The following is a 26030-nucleotide window of genomic DNA, read 5'->3' as shown; positions in this document are numbered from 1 at the left end:
AGTTAGAGCCCTGCGGCAGCGGCAACATAAATTGGATCTAACCACACGTTAGAAACAAACACGTGCTGTATTCCAGCTAGGCCATGATCCATGATTCGGTTATGTTTTGGTGTCATCATAATTAAATTCCTTTTCCAATAAAAAAGTGCCCTTAAATACATAAAAAAGGACACTTTTGACAACAGTACATGTCGTTATCAAATATTGGTCACTTTCCTACGCTAGTATTAACTAGATCAGGTTCAAAGGGACCGATATACATCATCTCAGTCTTTGCGACGCCCCTAGTGATTATTATTCATTTTTCAAAAAAATCCTCTCAATAAGTCATTTTATGCAATAAAAAAACATTTTTCTCACCTAGAGAAAAATGCTACGTTAAAAAATGTAGCACTTTCCTACGCTGATGTTAATCAGTTCAGGTTCGAAGGGTTCTTCTCAGCCATTTTGGCGCCCCTAGCACAAGCATTATTGTATCATAAATTTTCTATTAAATGTAAGTAATTCATTCTATTTTTCACATAAGTTTGTCATTAAGTGATATCCTTACTGATGAAATTTACCTTTCACAAATCAGCCAGCCGAGAATATAAAAAATACCAGTCTGTTACTAAACACAGACCAGTATTTTGATGCCTCGTCATTAAGGCTGTACTTGTGTTTTCCCCTGCTCATCATTGTACAACTTAGTATCATATATTTTGATAAATGGTAAGTAAATAATGAAAGCTATTACAACACAGATTATTGCTAAGACTGCTGCTTTCCAATCAACGGTACTAATAAATGCACCGATTCCGGCTGGGGATGGCCATGGTGCTTGAATAACAATTGGCCGAATGATATGGAAGTTAATGGCTGCATAAGCAACGGAAGCTGTTGCCATTGGTGCCAAGAAAAATGGAATAGCTAGATAAGGATTATAAACAATTGGTAATCCAAATATTAACGGCTCGTTAATATTAAAAAGTGATGGTACGATTGAAGCTCGGCCTAAAACTTTTAGCTGTTCGGAACGTGCTAGTAAAGTAATAAATATGCATAATCCAAGTGTCGCACCAGAGCCACCTAAGATAGCAAAGGCATTATTAAATTCTCCAGCAAACGGTATGTTAGCCCCATTTGAATTTGCTACCATATTTGCTAAGAAGATAGGCGTAATAAATGCGGAAATAATGTTAGCGCCATGAATACCAACAATCCACAAGGCATGAATCAAGAACTCAATCACCATAATTCCTAGCCAGGTGCTAGTCATGCTTGTAACGAAGCTAAATGGTATTGCAATCATTTTGAAAATGTCAGTACCGAGTAACACTAAGGAACCATTAATACCCAGTACAACAAAAGCAATAACGAAAGTTGGAATCAATGCCGTAAATGATCTTGATACACCTTCCGGTACAGCATCCGGCATTTTAATCGTCCAGTTATGTTTCACACAGAATGAATACAACCAAACTGCTAAAATAGCCATAATAATCGCTGTGAAAATACCACTTGTTCCAACACGGTCGATTGTGCTAGTCATTCTAAATCCGTTGATAACTGTCTCGTCCTTGGATATAGTATTTAGCAGAACAATTTTTCCGCCTTTTAAAACCAATTCTGGCAAGCACATAAAGAATGCAAATAGTGATAAGAAGGCACCATTTAATGGCGCTACTTTTAGTTTATCTTCTGTTTGAATAATACGAGTTAATTCAAAACCAATTGCTAAACTAAAATACATGGCTAAGATACCCATGGTTGCTGTGTTGGCAATCATGTACAAATCGCTAAACTTAAAGAATGTTGCGTCGAAAAAATCATTTAAGAACGGAAATACTGTCGGCAATATATTCAAAACTAATATCATAGATCCAACAATTGTAAAAGGAATTGAAGCCATACCAGCAGCCATGATAGCTCTCACAATTCTATATTGGGAAACTTTGGTCATTGGTTTCAAAAGCACTTTTTGTAGGAAGTTAAACATAGGTCCATTTTCCATAACTATTTCATCTCCTTATTATTTTTAAGAACGGACTGATAGGCTGTCAAACGTGCGTAATATTTATCGTGATTTGTTGCAATCAAGCCTAACCTTTTGTTAACTATGAGAAGTATGCTACTACTGAGTAATAACAGGATTAGTACCACTAAGCGGTTACTACCAGTATTTTGTATAAATTGGTAAAAAAATGTAAATAACGATGTTGGGATGCTCACCATTAAAATGATATTCACGATAAGCTGTGATGTGAAGAACACTTTTGAATAAATCAGTTGGTTCGTATGATGTCCAAATAACTTAATTTGTTCAATAATTGCTAGCGAAGCGATAAACATTAAAGCAACAGGTATCAGTGCCACTAGGGTCTGCCACATAATTATGGCCCAATACAAGTTTACGAACAGAAAGAATGCCGTGGCATAACGGATTAACATGAATCGATTAAACTGCATGCTTTTAAGGCTCATTTCCGTACGATTTTTTTCGATTGCGACCTCTAAACCGTGCTGTTTATCCTGTGGCTTTTTTGGCCCTCGTTTGATTCCTTTTTTCAATGTCTTGTACCTCCTCATAAAGAGTCTGCATTTCAATAGCCATCTCACGTAAAGTCATCGTTGTCATTAAGTGGTCTTGTGCATGGACTAATATAATTTCCATATCAATATGACTACCCTCAGCGTATTCTTGTAACAAGTTTGTTTGCGATTTATGAGCTAATAGTAATTCGTCATTTGATAATTTTAGATTTTCGTTAGATAACTTAAAGTTTTTTTCTCTCATGGCTTCAAAAGCCTTATGAACCATTGTGCGCGCATTTCCACTGTGTAAAATAATTTCAAAAGCGACAACTTGAATGTCTTCTGATTTCATATATACTTACCTCCTTTCATCATTAACAGAAAATTATGCCGAAATTCTGAAAAATTTCTTGAGGCAACCAACCGGCCCTGTTCTTCAGTATTTTCTGTAAATTTTACAATTGCCTGCGTCGTTTCTGTCAAACCCTTATTGCTCCGATAGGATGGTGATAGCAGGAAAACTAGCTGAATGTTTGGATGCTCGTCAGACCATCTGACACCATTTGGTATAATTCCAATAGCAATTTTGGGTACTCGACTCATCGGCATAGCAGGATGTGGAACGGCGATAGTATCACTAAAAACGATTGAGCTCAGTTGTTCACGTTGATCGATTTGTTCCAAAAATTCATGTTTTAATTCGGTAGGTTCATTGGACATCAGCATATTAGTTAACTCTTGTAGTAATTCCTTCCGATGAGGCGATACCTGCCATATTTTAAAACTTGACTGATCAATAAATTGATCAAAATGATTTAAAACACTATTAATTGGTTGCTTTTTCTCTACAGCAATATATTTATTTCGGACTTGCTCATTATCTAAAAATTCATTTATTTTTTGAACATCTGCTTCGGTTAAAAAAATACTTACCTGTATGACTGGAACCTTGAAAACACGTGTTGACAGATCAATAGCACTGATAATGAGATTAACATTACTTAAAGTAGTGTCATCAACTTCATAATATCCTTTAATATCAACAATGTTTAAATACATGCCAAATTCTTTTTCGACACGATTGTTGAGTAACTGTGCCGATCCATACCCTGTTGCGCAGATAATTAAGGCTCTTGGTTTATTTAAATTTTTGTATTTTTCTGCTGCTGCCATCAAATGAAGTGCTAGATAAGCGACTTCATCGTCATTAATGTCAAACTGAGATAAATAAGGCGACCATTTTATATAGCGCTTGGTATCCATGAACTCACTTAAATAATTCGTTTTTATTTCTTGTAACAAAGGATTTTTCAATTGAATACCTTGCTCAAGGCGAACTATCATGGGTTTTAGATGTTCAATGATATTTTTCTTGAGAGCATAATCCTTAGTAACTGGATAATCGGTTTCTAATTCAATTCGTTGCAAGATCATATCTAAATCCCGTTGGAAGGGACCATCATTTTGTATATTAATATTTTTCCCTTGTGCCATTAATTGAATGGTTAAATAATCTACTTCACTTTCCGGAAATTTTAATGCTAAGCCACTTTCAATACGAGAAAAAATTTTTCTAGCAACATCACTAACATTTCTGATTTCAGGATTAATGTCAACTGGAGCAGCCTGTAATTCAAAGCCGCATTTCAATCGTTGAACGCTTAGTGCAATGTATAAAACAATATTTTGTATGGTAAAGTCCGTTAAATGAATACCAGCTTCTCGACATTCATCAAGAACAATAATCGTAATTTGATCGAAACTAATTGCCTTAAAGAAAGATTTATTTTTCATATAATGTTGAATAGAATTTTCACTATGACTGAAAAAGTAATCTAGAATAAAGTGACGTTTATCGCGCTCTAAACCCGTAATGAAAACACCTATATTGGCTTTGCTTTCGACACTAATTCGATATGGCATTAACACTTTGCGAATGATCGATAAATCTTTTGAAAGTGTGGTCCTTGTAACAAATAATTTTTCAGCCAAGTCATCAATTAAAAATTTTTGATTTTCAATAATAAGTTTGTTCAAAATATACTTTTGACGGTCCGAAATATTATTGCTGTCCTCATTAATTAACCACTGGGATAATTCATAATTTTTATTTAAAAATAAGTCAAATGTAACGGGATGAGATATGTGCAACCGATAACCTAAACTGGGTTTTGCATCAAGTAGGGCACCTTGTGAAACTAAGGTTTCTTTTAAAATTTTGATATAATTACGAATTGTTCTAGGTGTCAGTGACAAAAGAGTAGATAATTCTTCACTGGTTACGAAACGATCTGAATTATCTACTAAATAGATTAGTAAATCACGCTCTTTTTTCCTCATCATCACACCTCACACAACCTTTACCATGCAAATTGCTAACTAATATGTTCCTGTACTAAGTTCGCCATGCCCTCAATACCTGTTGGTATGGGTATATAGGCTTTAAAGGGAATAGAAACAACAGGTTTACCAACCTCATCTCCAATCTTTTCAAAACCTTCAAGATACATTGTTGTCTGTGGGCTGACCAGAAATAGATCGAAATCACTATTACGAATAGCATCTTCTCCTTCTGTAGCAGTAATCGCATCCACTTCAATATCTATATTTTTATTTTTGAAATAGTCAGTTGTTTTTTTTGCCATCATGGAGGATGACATACCAGCTGCACAAATAATTAAAGCTTTTTTCATCGTGTTTCTCCTTTTTAATTAATATTTTCAGCGTTCGTTGCGATAACGTCTTTAAACCAATAAAAGGAATCCTTTTTGCTACGTTTCAATGAACCCTCATTTTGGTTATTTTTGTCTACATGGATAAATCCGTATCGTTTGTCCATTTCTCCAGTCCCGGCTGAAACCAAGTCAATACATCCCCAAGGTGTATATCCAATCAAATCAACGCCGTCTTCAACTACCGCCAACTTCATTTCCCGAATGTGTTCTTGTAAATATGCAATGCGATAAGAATCATGTATTGTACCATCTTCTTCAACTTTATCGTATGCGCCAAATCCATTCTCAACAATAAATAATGGTAAATGATATTTATCTGTAAACCAGTTCAGGGCGTAACGCAGCCCCTTAGGATCAATTTGCCATCCCCAATCACTTGCTGCTAAATAGGTATTACGTACTTGGCTATTTTCTGGTGTCATGTCATCAAAGTTTAAACCTTCTGGCTTTTTAACTGCATGTGACATGTAGTAACTAAAACCAATATAATCAACGGTACCAGCTTGTAAGTCTGCCAGGTCTTCTTGGGTAACATCAATGTTAAATCCCTTCCGAGTCCAATATTTTGTTAAAAATGCTGGATATTGACCATTGACATGCACGTCTGCAAAGAAATAATTTTTTTCCATGCTCTTTTGAGCTGCCAGAACATCATCTGGATTCATAGATGCTGGATAAATTGGTCCCATAGCAATCATACAGCCAATTTGAAAATTGGGATTGATGTCATGACCCATTTTAACAACTCGTGCGCTAGCTACTAATTCATTATGAGCAGCTTGATACATACCCTCCTCACGATTTTCACCAGGGTTAAAATGCAGCCCAGAATTTGTGAAAACCAGAAAATCATTATCATAGTTAGCCTGATTGTTAATCTCGTTAAACGTCATCCAATATTTGACCTTGTCTTTGTATCGCTTTAAACAAGTCGTTGCAAACTTAACGAATAAATCGATTACTTTTCGATTACGGAAACCACCATATTTTGTAACCAAGTGGTACGGTAATTCGAAATGAGATAACGTGATGACTGGTTCAATATTATTTTTGATAAGTTCATCAAATAAGTCATCATAAAATTTTAAACCTGCCTCATTTGGCTCGCTTTCCTCACCAGTAGGATAAATTCTTGTCCATGCAATTGAAGTTCGAAAACATTTAAATCCCATTTCTTTAAATAAGGCAATGTCTGCTTTGTAACGGTGATAAAAATCAATCGCTTCATGATTAGGATAATATTCTCCTGAAACAACTCCTTTCGTAATGTTTCGCTCTTTGTCTGGTCCACCAACCGTCATGACGTCAGCGACACTAACTCCTTTACCTCCTTCTTGCCACGCACCTTCTAATTGGTGAGCTGCAACAGCACCACCCCAAAGAAAATCTTCAGATAAACGTTTAGACATATTTAGTCCTCCTTTAACTACTCACATTTTATCAAGTAAGCGCTTACATTGCCATTAAATTGTTTTCCTCATACTTGCGGAAATTACCTTACAAGAGTAATTTTTATGGTGATTATTAAAAATATATAAAACCACATAAATTACTATGATAAAATTATTGGTAAATACATTCAATGATTATGGTCACATCAGGGGAAACAAATGACTTTTAGAGAATTAAAACAATCAGATGAAAAAATTTTTAACGACTGGATAAAAAGTTGGACCACTGAATCAGTAATTGTTTCTGTAGCCAAGCCCATTACCGGCAGTTTCGCTGAACATTTAGCTAATCTAGAGCAAATGAAAAATAATGGTGTTAATAATTTTGTTCCCGCCAGCAATTATTTTTTTATTGAGGATGGTTTGATAAAAGGCGGCGTATCAGCTCGCTGGCAGTTAAATGACCACTTGCTTAATTTTGGAGGCCATATAGGATACGGCGTTGCCCCTGCCTGGCGTCAACAGGGAATAGCTAAGAAAATGTTAGAATTAACACTAAACATTTATCAGCAACGTAAAATTTCACCTGTCTTGATTACCGCTGAAAAATGGAATATCGCTAGCCGCAAAACAATTGAATCCAATGGTGGCGTCCTTGAAAATATCATCAAAGAACCCAGCACAGGAAAATTATTTTGTCGATACTGGATTGATTTGAATAGTTAGTAATAAATATTATCATCCAGAAAGTTGTTTTATTTCTTGAAAAATACGACAAAAAAAGCTGCCCTGTTAAGGCAGCTTTTTAAATTTAATCATCTTCGTTATTGATTGAATTCAAATGTTTAAATGAAGTCTGTATTATGACAAACAATAATGTTAGGATGCTAGATATTATCATAGCAAGAAAGATTGCTCGACTAAAATTGCAGAATAAAACTAATATAGCAACCGTAAATATAAAATAAATAAGCCAAACACAAATAATGAAAGTTAAATAAATAAATGTGTTAGAGACTTTTTGATTATTCCCGCTCAATAATCAATACCCCCTGAATTAAGAATAAAATAATATATTTTTTCAACTTAACTGTCATTAATCAATGTAGTCGAGTTCCCCACAAAATATATTATTTCTATAATTATACCATGTTTACATCGTCATCATTTTTGTTTCTGGCATAAATGCTATCCTTTTAACACTTCTATCGTAACATCGGCATTATTCTTAGCACGAACAGTAATCATGCCACCAAGAGGGAAAGTGAATATAGGCTGAGTGTGACCAAAATCAACATGATAAACCACCGGAATAGTATTGAGAACAGGAAATTTAGCTAATATACTGTGAAGATTGGGTTCTGACATTTTATTTTCAACTGGGAACCTTCCAATAATTAATGCGGCAATATCTGGATGAATTTGTAGCATTTGAGATAATTCTCTAGAAAATTCAAGTGGTTCTCCGCCCTCAGCTTGTTCAATAAATATAATAGGTTTTGTGACGGCGGGCAAAAACTTTGTCCCAGCTTGGAGCCCATACGTTTGTATATTACCACCAGTGCTTATCCCCGTTGCTTGGCCCGAGTTATATACTTGCCACGAATTAGGCATTGGCTTTCTTGGTATATTAGGATCAAACCACATATCGCTTGTCCAAAGCCCGCTTGGTTGTAAATCATACTCTGACTGACCTAATGCTTTTATCCATTCGTTTGTTTGATACTCCTGTAATTCATTCATTTTGAAAGATGAGTAACATGGCCCATAATATGTTACTAATCCTGTCTGGGCACGAATAGCATTGTGTAAGCTTGTTATATCCGAATAGCCAATAAACACTTTTGGATGGCTTCTAATTATCTCCCAATCAATATAAGGCAGCAATTCATTTGAATTCAAGCCACCAATGGTCGTCATCACTACTGACACGTTATCATCAATAAAGGCCTGGTGTAAATCCTGAATACGCGCAGTAATTGAGCTAGAATAAAACAGATCATTCTCAAGTATATGATCCCCAAATGTTACTTTATAGCCTAATTTTTCCAATCTTTCCTTGGCCACTAAATTTTGGTCAAACCCACCAACTCGCTTGATTGAAGAACTTGGTGATATTATTCTTATTTCATCGTCTTTTTGTATTTTTTTAGGAAAAATTGTTTTCATTATTTCACCCCACAAATCATATTTGTAGAGAATTGTAGCACATTTTCAATAAGAAAGTACATTCAAATAAAAAACCGTCTTGGACGGTTTTTTTTTCATGCTTCATCATACCAAGGATAATGGTACATTTCTCCAGCAGGCTTATCCGTTCTCTCATAGGTATGCGCACCAAAATAGTCACGTTGTGCTTGTGTGAGATTAGCAGGTAGAACAGCTGAACGATATGAATCGTAGTAAGCTACAGCAGCAGACAATGAAGGCGTTGGCACACCAGCGGTAACAGCTAGTGCTACTACACGACGAGCAGCATTTTGGTATTCTTCAGCAATATGTTGGAAGTAAGGATCTAAGAGCAAATTATGCAGATCCGCTTGCGTTGTAAAAGCGTCCGTAATGCGTTGTAAGAATTGGGCACGGATAATCGCCCCTGCACGCCATAATTGTGCTAATTCTCCAAATGGTAAATGCCAATCATAGTGCTCTGATGCCATACGAAGTTGATCAAATCCTTGTGCATATGACATGATCTTTCCAAAATACAAAGCTTTTCGAATATCCTCTACGGTACTTTGCTCATCACCAGAAAACGAATAGTCTGGTCCTTGCAATGTTTTTGAAGCCGCAACACGATCATCTTTCATTGCTGATATATAACGTGCATAAACTGATTCAGTTATTAATGACTGTGGCGCTCCAACTTCAAGCGCTGATTGAGAAGACCACTTGCCTGTGCCCTTGTTTCCGGCCCGGTCTAAGATAACATCAACAATTGGCTTGTCAGTACCTAAATCATCCTTTCGAGTTAAAATATCAGCAGTTATTTCAACCAAATAAGAGTTTAGTTCTCCTTCATTCCAACCAGAAAAAGTTTGAGATAACTGCTCTTGATTGAGATGTAAGACACGCTTCAAAATATCATAGGACTCTGCAATTAATTGCATATCACCATATTCGATGCCATTATGCACCATTTTCACATAATGTCCTGCGCCATTAGGGCCAATATACGTAACGGTTGGTTTACCATCTTCTGGGGCTTTTGCTGCAATTTGCGTCAAAATAGGAGCTACCAAATCATATGCTTCGCGTTGACCACCTGGCATTAATGACGGTCCTTGCAGTGCACCCAATTCACCACCTGATACACCCATACCAATAAAGTTAATGCCTTCTTGAGCTAATTTATCTGAGCGGCGTATCGTATCTTCGAAGTAAGTATTACCGCCATCAATCAGCATATCGCCCTTTTCTAGATGTGGTAATAATTCATCAATAACAGCATCCGTACCCTTTCCAGCTTTTACCATCAGCAAAATTCGGCGAGGTTTTTTGATAGCCTCAACAAATTCCTCTGTAGTATAGCTTGGGATAAATGCCTTATCTTCATGCTTTTGGACTAAATCATCAGTTCGTTCGCGAGAGCGATTATAAACAGCAACTCGATAACCCCGGGATTCAATATTGAGCGCTAAATTACGTCCCATTACAGCTAATCCAACAACACCAAAATCTGCTTGTTCCATTTTATTACCCACTTTCCTTAATTTAAACTTATTTCATATATAATTAATTTACTGCACTACATAAAACATGACACGAGTAGAATCGATAACAGACCCGAAACGGAGATGACACTGGTTAATGTCGTCCAAGATAAGAACGTTTCTTTCAATGTTAAACCAAAATATTCTTTTATCATCCAGAATCCAGCATCATTAACATGATCAGCAAATATACTTCCAGCACCAATTGCCAAAACTACTAATACAGGACTCACACTTGAGTTGGACACAACTGAAGTAACTAAACTGGCTGCTGTTATCGAAGCAACAGTAGATGATCCTAGGCTGACGCGAAGTAAAGCAGCGATTAACCAAGCAACAAGAATTGGGGACAAATTAGTTTGTCCGAATAAATCGCCAATATACTTAGAAACACCACCATCAACTAATACTTGTTTGAAGGCACCACCACCACCAATGATTAACAACATCATAGCAATTTGTTTAACCGATTCAGACATTGCGTCACCAATTTCTTTGATATTCAATCCACGGAAAATACCCATGGTGAAAATCGCAACAATTAATGATATGAGCATAGCTACATCAGGTGCACCGATAAATGTGACGATTTGATAAATAACTGACTTAGCTGGCAAAACAAATGATAAGATGGTTGCAATACTAATCAATATTACTGGTAATAATGCTGTCAAAACACTAATACCAAACTTTGGTGTATCTTTCAACTCGAATTCTTTGTACTCACCTAAAACAGAAATATTAATATCTTTTTTATAAACTTGCGGATATACTCGATGCAAAAAATAGTTGAACACCGGACCAGAAATAATGATCGTGGGAATTGACACTAAAATACCAATCAGTAAAACGTGCCCCAAAGGCGCATTCAACACCTGTGATACAGCAGTCGGTGCAGGATGCGGTGGTAAGAAACCGTGTGCAACATTTAATGTCGCAGCCATTGGAATACCAAGGTACAAAAGAGGCATATTTACTTCACGTGCAATGACGAAGATAATTGGCAATAACACGACTAATCCAACTTCAAAAAACAAAGCCAAACCAATAATAAACGACGTAATAATAACAGCAATTTGAATGCGTTTTTTTCCAAAAGTCGCAATGAGCTGGTGCGCAATTCGAAAGCCACCACCTGCGTCGGAAATTAACTTTCCAAGCATCGATCCAAATCCAAATATAATCGCTAAGTGGCCTAACTGACCACCTATTCCTGTCTCAATACTTGTTGAAATATCAGAAACTGGAATACCTAAAATTAAGCCGACAACAAACGCTGTAATGACTAACGATAAAAAAGTGTTCAACTTAAATTTAGTAATCAAGAATACGAGTAAAATGACACCAATCAAAACTGTTAACAATGGCATAATTAATTCTCCTTTTAAATACGAACCTTACCTTAGTAAATAGCCGCCATCAACAGGGATTGTTGCGCCATTCACATAATTTGAAGCATCACTAGCTAAATAAATAACCGTACCCATTAATTCCGATGGCTTTGCCCAATGTCCTGCCGGAATGTGGTTTAGAATTTCGGTATTTCTTTCTGGATCATTTTGGAGAGCCTTTGTCATTTCAGTATCAATATATCCGGGAGCCAGCGCATTGACTTGAACCCCATAGGGCGCTAAAGCATCTGCATAAGCTTTTGTTAGTCCGACTACTGCATGTTTACTTGCAGCGTAAGGAAAAATAAACTTTCCAGCTCGAAACGATTGCATTGATCCAATATTAATTATTTTCCCAGATTTTTGTTTTGTCATGAATTTTGCGGCTTCATGTGACAAAAAGTATAATGCGTTTAGGTTGATATCAATAACTTTACGCCAATCCTCATCCTTATAATCCAGCACGTTATTTCTAATCTGGATACCAGCGTTGTTAACTAAAATATCTAATTGACCAAAAGTTGTAACACAATTTTGGACAATTTTTTCTGCCGCGCCACTTTCAGTTATGTCGATGCTCATAAATCGCACTTTTCGATTACGATTTTCAGCAAACTGCGTTAACTCTGGCCAGCCTCTTTCACTTCTGCTAACTATAAAAACATCAGCTCCTGCATCTAATAGAGCTTGAGAATAATATTTTCCCAATCCTGAAGCACCACCCGTAACTATCGCAACTCGACCTGTAAGATCAAATAAATTAGATAGACTATCCATCATTTTCTTCCTTTCTTAGTGTACCGATAAACCACTACGTGTAACCGCTTACAATGATAGTCTTTTGTATTTATTTTGTCAACTTAAATGAGCGGATTTTTTTGTCGTTAAAACATCTACCGGTTTCTCTAAACGATTCATCGCTTCAACGAGTACTTGCATTTCATTTGCAAAAGATAGCCGCACGTATCCTTCACCGACCTCCGTAAAAGCAGAACCGTGTACTAAAACAAGATCAGATTCGTTGATAGTGAATGCAACAAAATCCCAAGACGACATGCCAAATGCTTTTACATCGATAAACACATAAAAAGCACCATCAGGTTTAGTATAGTTTAAGGACATTTCATCTAAGCGCTGCAAAACATAGTCTCTACGCTTTCTAAACACCCTAATATATGTTTTTGGTGCTTCAATATCGGTGGTTAAAGCTGTTAGGGCAGCCATTTGTGAGATGCTTGATGCACAACCAACATTAGCTTGCTGTATTTTATAGATTTCTTGAATTAGTACTTTAGGACCAGCTAAATAGCCGATACGCCAGCCTGTCATGCTGTGCGATTTCGACAAACCGTTGACTATTATTGTTCTCTCTTTCATTAATGATGCGCTGGCAATTGATGGCGCACAATCTTGATCATATGTTAGTCTTTGATAAACATCATCTGTCAGCACATATAAATCGTTTTGTTGAATAACTGACGCTAGTGAACTCAATTCTTCTTTCGACAACACAATACCTGTTGGATTGTTTGGGTAGTTCAAAATAACTAATTTTGTTTTGCTTGAAATTGCTGACTCAAGTTGCTCTGGAGATAATCTAAAATGAGTAGAACGAGTATCAACCACGACAGGAATTGCCCCAGCTAGAACTACTGCTTGTATATAAGCTGGATAGGCAGGCCCAATTAGAAGGACTTCGTCACCGGCGTTAATGAGCGCACGAACCGTGAGGTCAATACCTTGACTGGCACCAACAGTCACAAGTATCTCGCTTTCTGGGGAATAACTTACTTCATAAAACTTTTTAATGTAATCAGATATCACTCTTCTAAGCGACAGGAATCCCATATTCTCGGTATACTTTGTCACGTTATTACTAATTGCTTGCTTACCTGCTTCTTTAGTTGCTGCGGGCGTAGGTAAATCGATTTCGCCAACCGTTAATTCAATCATTTGGTCAGCAGGTTTCTTTACTAAGTCCAAGACAAGACGAATTCCTGAGGCTTCTGTTTTGATCACTTGATGGTTAATAGGCTTTGTCATGATATTTTCCTTTTCCATATTCTCTTGACTATTAGGCAATGCGATCTCCAGCTTCCAGAGTATTATCCAATTTATAGATGCGATCAATCCTTATCAAGACGACGGCCGCTCTTGGAAAACGATCGAATATGCTTGTTTTGGCTAAAATGTCATTAGCAAAGTCATCATCTTCATGAATAACGGCCGTTCCTTCAAAGCGGAACCCTTTCTCTACATTAGAATCCACAACTGCAACTGCCGCATAACCATTTTGTTGTAAATTTGCATAAGCTTGTTTGAATGTATGTTCATAGTAAATCAGATGTTCATCATCATACACACGAGTTGATCCTTTAGGACCGACTTGTGGCGATCCATCTCCTCCGGTAGTCGCTAAAAATGGTAGCTGTTGGTCAATCATTTTTTTCATTTCTTCAGATAATAATGCCATTGTTCCATCTCCTTTTGAGTGCGTGCCGAATGCTCACTACTATATCTTTAAAATTTAAATTTTTTAAATTAAAAAGCACAACACGCAATTGTTGTGCTAGCAGTCGATTTGAATATTCTATATAAAAAAAAGAAATTTTTCTCAACAAAGTGACACATTCAATTCGTTGATGTTAATATACCACCAACAGAAAACGTTTACAAAGATAATGATTTATTCATTATTTACAAGACATATCGTTTTCATTCTATATCAATTATCGTTACAATTGAATTAATTATAGAAGGAGGAATTAGTCATGAGTAAAAAAGTTGCTGTTCTCGTAACCGACTTAGTCGAAGATATTGAATTCACTGACCCCGTCAAAGCACTAAAAGAAAGTGGTGCCTCAGTTACAACAATCAGTTTTAGTACTGAAGCTGTTACAGGAAAACATGGCACCAAAATTGACATTGATAAATCAATCGGCAATGTAGCGCCATCTGATTTTGACGCATTGTTCATTCCCGGGGGCTTTTCTCCAGATCAGTTGCGAGCCGATGAACGCTTTGTTAATTTTACAAAACATTTCTTGGCAACCAATAAGTCATTATTTAGTATTTGCCACGGTCCACAATTGATGATTCCTACTGGCTTAGTATTGGGTCGAACCATGACAGCATATCGAACAGTACAACCAGATCTTTATTACGCCGGTGCCCGTATAGAGAATAAGCCAGTGGTTATTGATGGTAATCTCATCACTAGCCGAGAACCAAAAGACATTCCATCATTTAATGAAGCTATAGTTGATGCTTTAAATTAGAAACACAATAAAAATTATCTTACCATTGATCATTAATTTCTGAGGAAAGATGGTCTTTTTTATTTGCATAAAGAGAACATATCTAATTTATATTGTTTTACTGAAAGTATTTGTTTAAAATGGATTTTATTATGACAAATCATTTGAAAAGAACCTACGTTTCATTAATGTTAAGCCCATTTTTTTCACAAATCGGCTCAGCTATATATGTTTTAGGGCTAAACTGGCTAATAGTAAAATCTACTGGCACTACGCAACTACTGGGTATCATCGAGGGAATTGGTGGCTTTGCGTTCTTGATCGGCGATTTATTAGTCGGTTTACTAGTAGATCAACACAATCGAAAATATGTTTTAATATGGACTGATATTATTGCTACTTTGGTTTGTGTCGTCAGTAGTTTTCTAATTAATAATAACACTCCCCAAATATGGCTTTTAATTTTGATTACTTTTATACTAAATTTAATGCTGGCCCTGAACTATCCAGCCGCTAAATCAATTGTACCTGAAGTAATCAACGGGAATTATTTGCAAAAATTCAACGCACTTTCAAATACCTTCTTTGGTCTTGCAAATATTATCGCCCCAGTTATTGGTGGCGTTTTATTGGCAATAAATGGCATTGATTTTAGTGAATTTATTTTAATTAATGCTGCTTCATATTTTATAGCACTATTTTTTAATTTATTAATAACTTACCAGCCAACACCATCAGTTAAGAACCATCAATCTGAATCTTTTTTAATAAGTACCATTAGCGGGTTCAAATATGTGCTCGAACACAAAAAATTACTTCTATATATGTCTTCCATGGGTATTTTTAACTTTGTGTGCGCTGGCTTCCTACTCACCACACCTTATATAAGTAGCCACTACTTTTCCAAAATCACTTCTAGTTATAGTTTGTTTTTGATCTGTGCAGCTGTCGGTGGTCTGGTAGGCGGTCTGTGGTTAACAGTACAAAAACAAAAAATTTCTTCAAATCGTATTTTTGCTGAACAAATCTGTTATGGTATTATTCTTATTCTAGGTAGCCTAAAATTTTCGATATATAGTTGGATTATCATTGCACTAGTATATGGTTTGATACAATCACGTTTCTTTGGCAGTATGATTACTTTTATTCAAGAAGAAACGGACATCTCATTTTTGGGAAGAATTTTTGGACTTACATTTCTATTTTTTGATGGCATTCAACCGGTAGGTTCATTTATTTTTGGATTTTTTGTAAGCACTTGGGGTAGTTGGACCTACAGTGTTTTAGGTAGTTTAACTTTATCACTGTTCGGCCTCATTTATTTTTTTAACCGTAAAACTTTTGAATGATTATTCGAAAGTTTTTTATATTAACTTAAAATGTTTTAAGCCTTCCAAAACGCCATTATCTGTTTTTGCAACATAGCTAGATAACTTCTTTAATTCCGCTGTAGACTCTTTCATAGACATCCCATAATTCACCGTTTTGAACATGGAAATATCATTGTTTTGATTACCAAATGCATAAGTTGTCACCCTACTGTCACTAACCTTTTCTAGCAACAAATTAATTGCTTGCCCCTTAGAAACTTCTTTAGGTAGGATATCGATGGCCAACGGCGCATAGCGTTCAATATCTGAAACTGCAATAATTTTCTCTCTAATGACCCTCTCGGTTTTGGCGTTTAAATATAAATTCATAAAGTTAACAGGTTGTTCTACAAAAAACTTCTCATTGAACTCGATATCCATACTGCCCATACTTCTCATATGTTGTTGCACGATCGGATTATCCATTGTTAGAGCAAAACCGTTCTGGTTAAAAAAACCTGTACCAATATTGTACTCATTGGCTATTGCTAATATATGCTGAATTTCAACAATCGACATAGTCGCATTTTGAATTAGCTTTCCTTTGAATTTGACATAGCAACCATTAGACAGAATGTAATTTTCTACTTCTAAAAACGTCAGTAAATGCTGTACCTCGTAAAAACTTCTGCCCGTTGCTATAACAGGTTCAATTTCATTCTCACGCATGCTTTGAAACGCTTGTTTGATCTCCAAAGAGACATGTAAATCGCCACCTGAACAAAGCGTCCCATCTAAATCAAAAAAAGCAATTTTTCTCATCATCTTTTACCTCTTCGTATTCTCTTAATGTTTTTTTATTGCACTTTTCAATATAACAAAAATATTGAGTTTTGAATTTTACGTTATTTTTCAGCTATTACTCTGTCGAAATCAAAAACAACAAAAAAGAGGAAAGAATCAGCGTACAGTAAAAACGCTAAACCTTTCCCCTCGGATTTTTTATATCAATAGGTGCCTTTTGAATATTTCAAAAGATGGAGCCCTCGGTCACTGACCATATTGCGGAACCCTAGCTCCAGTTTTCCAGTTCGTTTGTAATTATATCATATAAATGTAAATTTTGTTGTTCTTCTTATACAAGGTCTTCAATCAACCGGAAAAAGCAATAGCTAACCAAAAAAGCTTAAATTTTCAAATCAACCTGTGGTAGCTTTTTAAATACTGGAACAAGAACTAATGCAACGATTAATCCCATCACTGCTTGTGCGATATTCCCGATAATTGACGCCAATCCCGCTGTCCAATTATACAACATAGCACCAGCTAACATGTACCCAACCACCATAATAAATGATCCAATAATTAAGCCAATGACTTGGCTGGTAATATGTTTCTTATAGCCAAAATAGCCCACGATTAATCCTTCTATCCCATGAATAATTAAAGAAAAAATCATCCACTGTGGATAACCAGCAAGCAAATCTAACAGCAGACCGCTTAAGCCACCGACGATCAATCCACTACGTGCACCACCAAGCAGGGCAGCTAAAAATATCCCAGCTTCAACCAAGTTAACAAATCCATTTGTCGCTGGGACAGGTATCTTAACAATGTAAGATAATGCAATATTGAAAGCAATGATGGTTGCTAAAATAGTGATCTGCTTTGTATGATTTTTTTGTTCTATCATATTATTTGTTTCCTTTTATTTTAAATAAATATCTTTTTATACTTCAGTCAGATAGTCGCACAATTTCACTTTTCTTTAATTGTGTCACTAACTTTGGCTTGCAAGCGAGGTACTACCTCTTTTTCAAACCAAGGATTACGATTAAGCCAATTATTATTCCTTGGCGATGGGTGAATGATAGGAAAATATTTTGGCAAATAAGATTTATAATTTTTAACAACATCAGTTATTTTCTCTGTGCGAGCCAAGTGTAGATAGTATTTTTGAGCATATGACCCGATTAAAACAATTAACTGCAAATTAGGCATTGAAGCAATAAGCTTTGGATGCCACTTTTTTGCTATACTACCACGCGGTGGCTTGTCACCTGATTTTGCTTTCCCCGGGTAATAAAAGTCCATCGAAATAAATCCAAAATTACCAGAATCGTAAAATTGTTTTCTATCAACATCCAACCATTCGCGTAGTCTATCTCCAGAAGCATCATTCCACATGATTTCTGTTTCTTGCACTTTTTTACCAGGAGCCTGACCAATAATCAGAATTTTCGCGCTCTTAGGTGTGTAAAATACAGGATTTAAGCCTTTTTCTGTGTAAGTTAAATTATCCTTATCTGCTTTAATGTCCTCAAAGATAGTCATGTATTTCTCCCATTTGTTATGAATTACATAATCTAACTTTATATTACCATATTAATAGCATCCAACTGTGTTAAAAATCTATTTTAGAAAATGGGAGGCCGTCTAATTGGTCCAAATTGTGCGATGTCATAACCACTGTTTTTTCATTATTTACAACTAAAGCTGCAATAAGCTTTAATATAATTTTAGCGTTTGTAGTATCTACCCCGCTTGTCGGTTCATCAAAAATATACAATTTTTTATTGAGTAGACACTGTCCATAAGTCAACACAATTTTTCTTTCTCCGCCAGAAAGTTGGCCAACTTTTAAATGCCAGATACTGTCTAAAACTGTCTGCTTAATTTCTTTAAAGCTTTCATTATCTTCTAACAACGAATTACCGAATCGACGATACATTTCAATAGTTTGTTTGACGGTTAGTGTTGGAAAAAAATGTATGTTCTGAAGTTGGTAAGCAATATCGCGTTGGGCAGGAACACCAATTTTTTCTCCAGTCGCTGTCTTGGGCCCGACACCAGCAAGAAAATCTAAAAAAGTAGTTTTTCCAACACCGTTACCACCGGAGATAATATTTATTTTATCTTCGGCTAATATAACATCAAGATTTTTTGCAAGAATCCTTTTCCCAAAATGGAGTGAATATTTTTTTATTTGCATAACTTACTCTCCCCGCTTAGACTCGATCGGCCACTGCGTTTACTGATAATTTTGAAATAGAGTACCAACCAATTAAAACATAAATAAGTGTGACTAATAGACAAACGACAATCTCCGAATAATACAATTTAGCATTAAATAAAAATAATAGCACTTGATAGCTCACTTCAGTAATATATGAAAGCGGATTAATTAGCGAAGTAAAGGTAGTAATTAAGTTTTCCCTATTGTTTGGAACATGCATCCCAATAAATAGACCAAATAATAACATACTCACCAGGATATTTATTGACTCTATTTTAATTTTAAGCATAAATAATATGCTACCAGCAAAAGCAATCGGTAATGAAACAACGATAGAAGCCATTATGCCAGCTAATAATAGCTTTATGCTCCAATAATGAGCAGTAAACATGACCACAAAATTAAAGATCAGTAATTCAATATTCAACACTAATAACTGGACAAGAAAATTAGCACCCAGTATTTTGTATTTAGATCCGACAATGAAGAAAGTTTGTTTGTAAAATCCGCTTTCCCTTTGAGATATCATCCCAACAATCACATTATTTAAAATTGTGACTAAAATGATGTAAGCCCAAAAATAACCAATGACCTTGAAAGTTTCGTGGTTAAACGTCACGCTGTCACGCGTGAAAGAATTGATATTTATATATAGAAAATAAATAGTCGGAATAACCAAATTAAAAATAAAAACAAATTTGTTGCTCAGCATATTAACCCAATATACGCTGGATAAGTTTTTAACATCGTCCATTACTCTTCCCCATAACTGTTATAAATTCTAAAAAACAAGTTAAACTCTTTTCATTATATATTAATTAGCTAAATGTGTAAATCATAATAAAAAGCTACCGCTATCCTAAACAAAAGTAAGAATAGTAGCAACTTGTATGCTTCGATATTTTAAAGTAGTTAATCTTTACTTAAATCAATTAAAATCTTGGCCTGCGATTTATCGCTTGTTAATGACTCAAAACCATCATAAACAATACTGTCCAATGAAATTGTATCCGTAATAACTGGTTCTACATTTATTTGCCCACTGCTAACAAGAGCAACAGTTTGTTGGAAAGTTTCTTTTGAATAAGCAATTGTTGTGGTCAGTTTAACACCTGCATTCATCAATTGCATTGGGTTAAAGCTGATTGGCTTTGCAAAAATTGAAACAATAACGACACTTCCGCGCGGACGTGTTGCATCTATTGCTTGTTCAAAGGTTGGTTGTACCCCGGCAACTTCAAATGATGCATCCGCTCCACCAGGAATAATGTTTTTAATAGCTGCAATAGTGTCTGGCACTTGACTTGGATTAATCATATCTGTTGCGCCCATTTCAAGCGCTTTTCTCAAGCGAACTTCTGACAAATCTACAGCCACGATTTTAGTAGCCCCTGCCGCCTTCGCAGCAGCAGCAACTAATACACCTATTGGTCCAGCACCAAAAATCACAACTTTTTCGCCAAATCGAAGATCAGCCTCTTTGATAGCTTGGACCGCAACTGCAGTTGGCTCAATAGTAGCTGCTAATTTCAATGAGAATTCTTCAGGTAAATGATATAAGTTATCTTCTGGTACATTCACGTATGATGTAAAGCCACCATCCGTGCTTAAACCAATAAAGCTATAGCCATCGTAAACATCCAAATCATCAGAAGAAATTCCCTTTGTGACAGTTGGATTAATTGAAACGTGATCCCCAACTTTAAAATTAGCCACATCAGGACCTACCTTTTCGATAACGCCAGAAAACTCATGTCCCATCGTTAATGGTGCTTGACCGCCAGTCAATTCATCTGGTTGATCAACGGGAATAAATACAGGACCCTCAAGGTACTCGTGTAAGTCGCTGCCACAAATCCCAGCATAAGCAACACGCACTACTACCTCATTAGATTTTGTTGGTTTGAGTTCAACATCCTCCACACGAACATCTTTAACGCCATGCCATACAGCTGCTTTCATTTTTTCTCCTTCTGACTATCAGTTTAAATTTTGGAAGACATAAATTATCTTTATTATATTATATGTCAACGCTTACAATTTGTGTATATAAATTTCATTGTTTTTTTGTATAAAACATATAAATTTGTACAACACAACTAAGTAATACTATGGTAAAAATCAATACTCGTCCTCTAGATTGTCTTTTACACCTATCAATAACACCACTATCGCAATAATCAGCAATACTGCAAAGACACTAAATATGACACTAATGCCTAATTTGAAATCAAATAACCAACCGACAAGGAATGGTCCAACCGTGGCACCTACACGCCCAACTGCTTGTGCGGTACCCATGGCTGTACCTCGTATTTTCTCAGGAAATTGTGCGGGAGTCAAGGAGATTAATGTCCCCCATGCACCTAAGTCAAAGAAAGACATAAAGGCACCGGCCACTAGTATTAAAGCTATATTAGTACCAAAGCCAAAAACGAAACTCGAAATCAACGTGCCCAACAGATAAATTGCCAAAATCTTTTTCCGACTCATCTTATTCATTAAGTAGGCAGCTAAATAATACCCAGGCAACTGAGCTATACTCATGATAAGCGTATATCCTAATGAATTAACGATTGAAAAACCACGCATGGTTAGGACAGTAGGTAGCCACAAAAAGATCCCATAATAGGTCAACATCACAATAAACCACATTATACTTAAAACAATTAACCTTGATCGATGTTTGCTGGAAAGAAGCTCTTTAAAAGTGCCTTCGTGACTTTTCTTATTGATCGGTTCATTTGGTAAGTGCTTACGCAATGCTAGGGCATAAAAAGCAAACAAAGCCGCAAGGGCAACGGCAGCGCGCCAGCCAAAACGAGGAATAATTAGAAAAGAAATCAAAGATGCTAAAATCCAACCATAGGCCCAAAAACTATCCGCTAATAACAGCATTTGTGATCGCTTTGTACCAGTGTAGTTGTCAGCAATAATCGTTGCTGCTACTGGTAACTCCCCACCTAGTCCAATGCCTGTTATAAAACGAATCACCATAAACCACAAGATGTTTGGCGCAAATATTAACGCCAGATTACCCAATGAAAAAATGAGTAGCGTTCCGATGATAATATTTTTACGACCATATTTATCAGCTAATTTACCGCAAACAATTGACCCAACAATCATGCCAATCGATGTGACAGCGGCGGCCAATCCTAATTCTGTACTACCGACGTCCCACTCATTTTTAATCAATGGCATGATAAACGATAGCAAAGCAACATCCAATGCGTCAATCATCCATGCCGTGCCAATAATGAACAATAAGTGTCTCTTTTTATCCATAAAAAGAACCTCTTCCTTATAAAAGTATTTTTTACTTTTATTATTTATAAAGAGATTCTACATCTTTAAAATGAAATTAGCAAGCGAAACTTTTTTGCTGGCCTCCCCGGCCCTTTTTTATCAACTTCTCCAACTAATTCAAATATTTTTTTGTTGTTTTGTAAAAAATTAGAATTATCAGGCTCATCTTGTCCAAAAATACCATAGACGTGCCGAGCTGTTTTCAGCGTAAAGGAAGCTCCTAATGTTAATAAAATAGTCGGCTGGTAGTTCAGTTTGTTGACTATCCGGTGGCAAGCCACAGTTAAAATCCAATTATGATCAAAGGCCAATCGCTTTTGAGAATCTAATTCTGTTACGTACTCATTTTCAGCTAACGTTTTAAAAAACAAATCACCCTTTTTTAGGCCAAAATAATTGTTTTTAATCTTTTCTAGCGTAAACCATTCTGCTTCGATTGCACCAGATCCAGGAACAAGATTCACGTATTTTGGCAAAAATATCATGTAACTCAGCGACAGCGCCCGAAAATCAGGATTTCTATCTGGTGCTGTAAACGTTGCTAGTTGCTCTGCATGAACATCAGAAAGCGATAATCCTATTTTCTCTTTTATTAGCCGTAAGGATGCTTCGTGTGCACTTTCGTCTTCTCGCAACAATATTTCTGGTAACGCCCAAAAATTTTTAAATGGCTCATCGGCACGCTTGATTAATAGTACTTTGACCTGTTGCGTGTCATAATCAAAGCTCCAGATGACATTAGTAATAGTGATGTAAGGTCTTTCCAAAGGAAATGAATCCATAACTACCTCCTTGTAGTTGACTAAAATTTAAACAACCTTTTGAATTAATTTATCAAACATTCGTGTAGGTAAAATGGCATGCAAACTAATCAATATCTTTGCGCCATAACCCACTAAGTATCTAGGCTTTGGTCGTTTAGTAGTCACTGACCTTACTATTGTTGAAGCAACTATATCTGGATCTGTTAGCCTGCTAGATGTATAAAGTTGATGCATTCTTTTGGACGCTGCTAAAGCATGTTCAGCATAAGGTGTATCAACCGAAGTTTTTCGAAGATTCTCTGCAGCAATAGTACCCCAGTCAGTTTTAATTCCACCTGGTTCAATAAGAATAACATCAATGCCAAATGGTTTGACTTCCATGCGTAGCGCATCGCTAAATCCTTCGAGAGCATACTTAGTGGCATGATACCAAGCGCCCATATATGTTGTCATACGTCCTGCCATAGATGAAATGTTAACAATACGACCATATTTTTGATGACGCATATGTGGTAAAACCAGTTGAACAAGAGTGGCAAGGCCAAACAAATTAGTTTCAAATTGCTTTTTAGCTTCTTCTATGGGGACATTTTCAATAGCACCATATGAACCATAGCCAGCATTATTAATTAAAATATCAATCTGACCCTCTTGACTAATAACGTGTGCTACAGCTGATTTAATTGAATGTTCATCAGTTAAATCCATCTTAAGAGGAATAATTCCTAATGAAGATAGTGGACTCATTTTTTCAATTCGGCGTGCTGCACCATAAACTTTGAAGCCATACGCGCTTAGTTTTTCTGCTGCTTGATACCCAATACCACTACTAGCACCAGTTATTAATACTATCTTTTGTTTGGTCATACGTTTATGTTCTCCATTTTTCGTTCGATGACTCATATATTGACGTAAAGTTTCAAAATATGATTTGACAATTAACAAACTTATTAATCTGTTAACTTTACTGCGTACTGTGTTTTCCAACAAAATAATTATAACCTTAATTTTCACGCTTTCATAATTAAAAAGCCACTGTTACCAGTGACATCATACTATCAAAATTGTAATTATTATGATTCGTAGTTTGTTCGTTTTAATAACGTAGCATCAATAATTTTTTTAATAATTTGTTTCGAATCATTAACCAAGAGACTGGCGCCCAATAAAAATAGTGGTAAAAATTGGATAATATACCTACTTCTACCTCCTTCAAACAAAAGAAGAAACAGAAAGGCTCCCGTGATACCTAATCTGATTGTTTGTGTTGTCTGTGATTTATTATGCCAACCAAAAAATATACAGCTTAAGATAATCAACCAAATGAATTGGGCAATAAACCGAAAGTTGGCCACATTTTTCCCATATATATACAGATGATTTTCCAGCACCCCTTTTAATCCATGGGATTTTGGAATTTGGTCTCCCTGAATAAAATGCCCCTCCTTTCCCCATGCAAACGAGCCATCGGCCGTATTGTTTATTTGCTTTTGAATTATAAAATGAAAATAGCCAATGACACCTAACTTTTTTAATCGTTTGACATACATTTGTTTCGAATACTCAATTTTTTCGGACTTAGTTGCTAACTCACCCATTTTTAAAGTATCCTGCGCATTATATCCACCATCACCAGAAATACCCATGTTCATAAAGTGCACCGCTGGGATAACACGCTCTCGATTGACATGAATTAATGTTTGATGCTCAATTTTATTTTGAGTTATCGTGTATAAACAAATAAAAGAAAACATAACTATCAAAACTGTACTGGTTTTTTTGAGTACTTCGGGTAATAACACACGTTTTTCTTTAAACAAGCTAAGTGCCTCAATTAAACCGATTGCGATAGCGGGAATAATTGCGGATGGTTTAATGAAATACGTTCCACACACAAGTAAAGCAAAGAGTGTCATTAATATATTTTTTTGCCATAGTTTAGATACTTTCTTTGCGCTGAAATAGAAAAATAAAAATGCTGATACAAATGGTAGGACCCATGTATCGGTATAGGGTATAACTATCCAAGGAAAGAAACCAAATACTAATATATGAATATATAAAGAAACTGCAAAGTAACGTCTGTCGATCATATAAGAGGTGGCAACCGAAAAAATAATCGATAGATCAACCATGACTATGGTCAGATAATCAAAAAACAACCATGTTTTCAACTGAAAAACATTTGAAAGAAACGACATAAACAACAGAATGGGCAAGTTATTTGAATTCAAACTAAAATATGCTCGATTATTTACATCATCTACATGATCTAGTGTATTAATTAATGCCGAAGGATCCCAGCCAATTTTAGGATGAAATACTGTTACAAACAAAAATTGTAATAAAACTAACAATACAAATAACGCAATTGATGTAATATTTTTATGTTGTTTAAAAACAAATACAACAGCCTTTTTGATTTTAGGTAAAAAATAAATTAGGCTTATGAACAATAGTATTATGCTAATAAAGACAAGCAATCCCAACGTAGTTGTTGTGCCTCTTTTTAAGTTATCGCCGATAGTAAAATTATCTGATAGAATCGCCGAAAGATAGGTAACACCAAAAAGTAAATAAAATAAAATCAGAATAGTAGCATTTCCCAAAGAAAATATCTTCTTTTTCAT

General features: G+C 35.8%; 25 protein-coding genes and 2 riboswitches. Of the genes, 3 read left to right on the top strand and 22 right to left on the bottom strand.

The window, feature by feature from the left end; all coding sequences use genetic code 11:
- Nucleotides 1-196 precede the first annotated feature (196 nt).
- Nucleotides 197-296: riboswitch (TPP riboswitch) on the bottom strand.
- Between the two features lie 82 nt (nucleotides 297-378).
- A riboswitch (TPP riboswitch) is annotated at nucleotides 379-468 on the bottom strand.
- Between the two features lie 175 nt (nucleotides 469-643).
- Genes celB through RHP56_RS04630 form a run of 6 tightly spaced genes read right to left on the bottom strand, consistent with a single transcriptional unit; the run spans nucleotide 644 to nucleotide 6658 of the window.
- A complete protein-coding gene (celB, locus tag RHP56_RS04655) occupies nucleotides 644-1978 on the bottom strand; it encodes a PTS cellobiose transporter subunit IIC (protein WP_025268059.1) in 1335 nt (444 codons plus the stop codon).
- A gap of 17 nt (nucleotides 1979-1995) precedes the next feature.
- Entirely contained in the window at nucleotides 1996-2550 is a 555-nt protein-coding gene (locus RHP56_RS04650; RefSeq protein ID WP_081365847.1) for a sugar transporter, read from the bottom strand.
- Nucleotides 2507-2866 carry a PTS cellobiose transporter subunit IIA gene (locus RHP56_RS04645; protein ID WP_010284241.1) on the bottom strand — a complete coding sequence of 120 codons (360 nt, stop codon included), beginning with the start codon at nucleotides 2864-2866 and terminating at the stop codon, nucleotides 2507-2509. The genes RHP56_RS04650 and RHP56_RS04645 overlap by 44 nt, the downstream gene beginning before the upstream one ends.
- Entirely contained in the window at nucleotides 2863-4854 is a 1992-nt protein-coding gene (locus RHP56_RS04640) for a BglG family transcription antiterminator (protein ID WP_462794745.1), read from the bottom strand. Before RHP56_RS04640 ends, RHP56_RS04645 begins: the two co-directional genes overlap by 4 nt.
- A gap of 35 nt (nucleotides 4855-4889) precedes the next feature.
- Nucleotides 4890-5207, bottom strand: a complete 318-nt coding sequence (locus tag RHP56_RS04635) for a PTS cellobiose transporter subunit IIB (RefSeq protein ID WP_010280592.1) — start codon at nucleotides 5205-5207, stop codon at nucleotides 4890-4892.
- Nucleotides 5208-5221: 14 nt separating this feature from the next.
- Nucleotides 5222-6658 (bottom strand): 6-phospho-beta-glucosidase, encoded by a 1437-nt coding sequence (locus RHP56_RS04630; RefSeq protein WP_025268057.1) that lies wholly within the window; start codon nucleotides 6656-6658, stop codon nucleotides 5222-5224.
- 201 nt (nucleotides 6659-6859) lie between these two features.
- On the opposite strand from RHP56_RS04630, the gene RHP56_RS04625 reads away from it, so the two are divergent.
- The gene (locus RHP56_RS04625) at nucleotides 6860-7366 is read left to right on the top strand and encodes a GNAT family N-acetyltransferase (protein ID WP_084014611.1); all 507 of its coding nucleotides are present in this window, start codon (nucleotides 6860-6862) and stop codon (nucleotides 7364-7366) included.
- 462 nt (nucleotides 7367-7828) lie between these two features.
- Here the strand turns inward: RHP56_RS04625 and RHP56_RS04620 are convergent, their stop codons facing one another.
- The 6 genes from RHP56_RS04620 to RHP56_RS04595 form a co-directional block, all read right to left on the bottom strand.
- Nucleotides 7829-8809: a S66 family peptidase gene (locus RHP56_RS04620; RefSeq protein ID WP_071951929.1), complete on the bottom strand. Its 981-nt coding sequence runs from the start codon at nucleotides 8807-8809 to the stop codon at nucleotides 7829-7831.
- A gap of 95 nt (nucleotides 8810-8904) precedes the next feature.
- Nucleotides 8905-10332, bottom strand: a complete 1428-nt coding sequence (gene gndA / locus RHP56_RS04615) for an NADP-dependent phosphogluconate dehydrogenase (protein ID WP_050895341.1) — start codon at nucleotides 10330-10332, stop codon at nucleotides 8905-8907.
- Between the two features lie 56 nt (nucleotides 10333-10388).
- Nucleotides 10389-11723 carry a gluconate:H+ symporter gene (locus RHP56_RS04610; protein ID WP_011679684.1) on the bottom strand — a complete coding sequence of 445 codons (1335 nt, stop codon included), beginning with the start codon at nucleotides 11721-11723 and terminating at the stop codon, nucleotides 10389-10391.
- 27 nt (nucleotides 11724-11750) lie between these two features.
- Nucleotides 11751-12521 carry a glucose 1-dehydrogenase gene (locus tag RHP56_RS04605; protein ID WP_050884777.1) on the bottom strand — a complete coding sequence of 257 codons (771 nt, stop codon included), beginning with the start codon at nucleotides 12519-12521 and terminating at the stop codon, nucleotides 11751-11753.
- 78 nt (nucleotides 12522-12599) lie between these two features.
- Nucleotides 12600-13826, bottom strand: coding sequence for a pyridoxal phosphate-dependent aminotransferase (locus tag RHP56_RS04600; RefSeq protein ID WP_257999858.1), 1227 nt, complete (start codon nucleotides 13824-13826; stop codon nucleotides 12600-12602).
- Nucleotides 13819-14217, bottom strand: a complete 399-nt coding sequence (locus RHP56_RS04595) for a pyridoxamine 5'-phosphate oxidase family protein (RefSeq protein WP_011679681.1) — start codon at nucleotides 14215-14217, stop codon at nucleotides 13819-13821. Before RHP56_RS04595 ends, RHP56_RS04600 begins: the two co-directional genes overlap by 8 nt.
- Nucleotides 14218-14515: 298 nt before the next feature.
- On the opposite strand from RHP56_RS04595, the gene RHP56_RS04590 reads away from it, so the two are divergent.
- Nucleotides 14516-15022 (top strand): type 1 glutamine amidotransferase domain-containing protein, encoded by a 507-nt coding sequence (locus RHP56_RS04590; protein WP_050895342.1) that lies wholly within the window; start codon nucleotides 14516-14518, stop codon nucleotides 15020-15022.
- Between the two features lie 119 nt (nucleotides 15023-15141).
- The gene (locus RHP56_RS04585) at nucleotides 15142-16350 is read left to right on the top strand and encodes an MFS transporter (RefSeq protein ID WP_050895346.1); all 1209 of its coding nucleotides are present in this window, start codon (nucleotides 15142-15144) and stop codon (nucleotides 16348-16350) included.
- A gap of 15 nt (nucleotides 16351-16365) precedes the next feature.
- On the opposite strand, the gene RHP56_RS04580 is transcribed toward RHP56_RS04585, so the two are convergent.
- The 10 genes from RHP56_RS04580 to RHP56_RS04535 form a co-directional block, all read right to left on the bottom strand.
- The gene (locus RHP56_RS04580) at nucleotides 16366-17136 is read right to left on the bottom strand and encodes a Cof-type HAD-IIB family hydrolase (protein WP_462794743.1); all 771 of its coding nucleotides are present in this window, start codon (nucleotides 17134-17136) and stop codon (nucleotides 16366-16368) included.
- A gap of 361 nt (nucleotides 17137-17497) precedes the next feature.
- On the bottom strand, nucleotides 17498-18004 hold the full coding sequence (locus RHP56_RS04575; protein ID WP_011679677.1) for an ECF transporter S component: 507 nt from the start codon (nucleotides 18002-18004) through the stop codon (nucleotides 17498-17500).
- Nucleotides 18005-18069: 65 nt separating this feature from the next.
- Entirely contained in the window at nucleotides 18070-18645 is a 576-nt protein-coding gene (locus RHP56_RS04570; RefSeq protein ID WP_071951925.1) for a uracil-DNA glycosylase family protein, read from the bottom strand.
- A gap of 70 nt (nucleotides 18646-18715) precedes the next feature.
- Nucleotides 18716-19303 carry an ATP-binding cassette domain-containing protein gene (locus tag RHP56_RS04565; RefSeq protein WP_014324651.1) on the bottom strand — a complete coding sequence of 196 codons (588 nt, stop codon included), beginning with the start codon at nucleotides 19301-19303 and terminating at the stop codon, nucleotides 18716-18718.
- Nucleotides 19304-19319: 16 nt separating this feature from the next.
- Nucleotides 19320-20081: a hypothetical protein gene (locus RHP56_RS04560; RefSeq protein ID WP_042251808.1), complete on the bottom strand. Its 762-nt coding sequence runs from the start codon at nucleotides 20079-20081 to the stop codon at nucleotides 19320-19322.
- Between the two features lie 158 nt (nucleotides 20082-20239).
- The gene (locus RHP56_RS04555; protein WP_462794742.1) at nucleotides 20240-21289 is read right to left on the bottom strand and encodes a 2,3-butanediol dehydrogenase; all 1050 of its coding nucleotides are present in this window, start codon (nucleotides 21287-21289) and stop codon (nucleotides 20240-20242) included.
- A 159-nt stretch (nucleotides 21290-21448) separates the two neighbouring features.
- Nucleotides 21449-22615, bottom strand: a complete 1167-nt coding sequence (locus RHP56_RS04550) for an MFS transporter (protein WP_011679673.1) — start codon at nucleotides 22613-22615, stop codon at nucleotides 21449-21451.
- 65 nt (nucleotides 22616-22680) lie between these two features.
- Entirely contained in the window at nucleotides 22681-23418 is a 738-nt protein-coding gene (locus RHP56_RS04545; protein ID WP_071951917.1) for an NUDIX domain-containing protein, read from the bottom strand.
- Between the two features lie 27 nt (nucleotides 23419-23445).
- Complete coding sequence (locus RHP56_RS04540) at nucleotides 23446-24267, bottom strand: oxidoreductase (RefSeq protein WP_011679671.1); 822 nt, start codon at nucleotides 24265-24267, stop codon at nucleotides 23446-23448.
- A gap of 206 nt (nucleotides 24268-24473) precedes the next feature.
- Nucleotides 24474-26030 carry a TIGR03766 family XrtG-associated glycosyltransferase gene (locus RHP56_RS04535; RefSeq protein ID WP_071951914.1) on the bottom strand — a complete coding sequence of 519 codons (1557 nt, stop codon included), beginning with the start codon at nucleotides 26028-26030 and terminating at the stop codon, nucleotides 24474-24476.

It is taken from the genome of Leuconostoc sp. C5, assembly GCF_056530425.1.
This window is presented reverse-complemented; position numbering and strand designations above follow the sequence as displayed.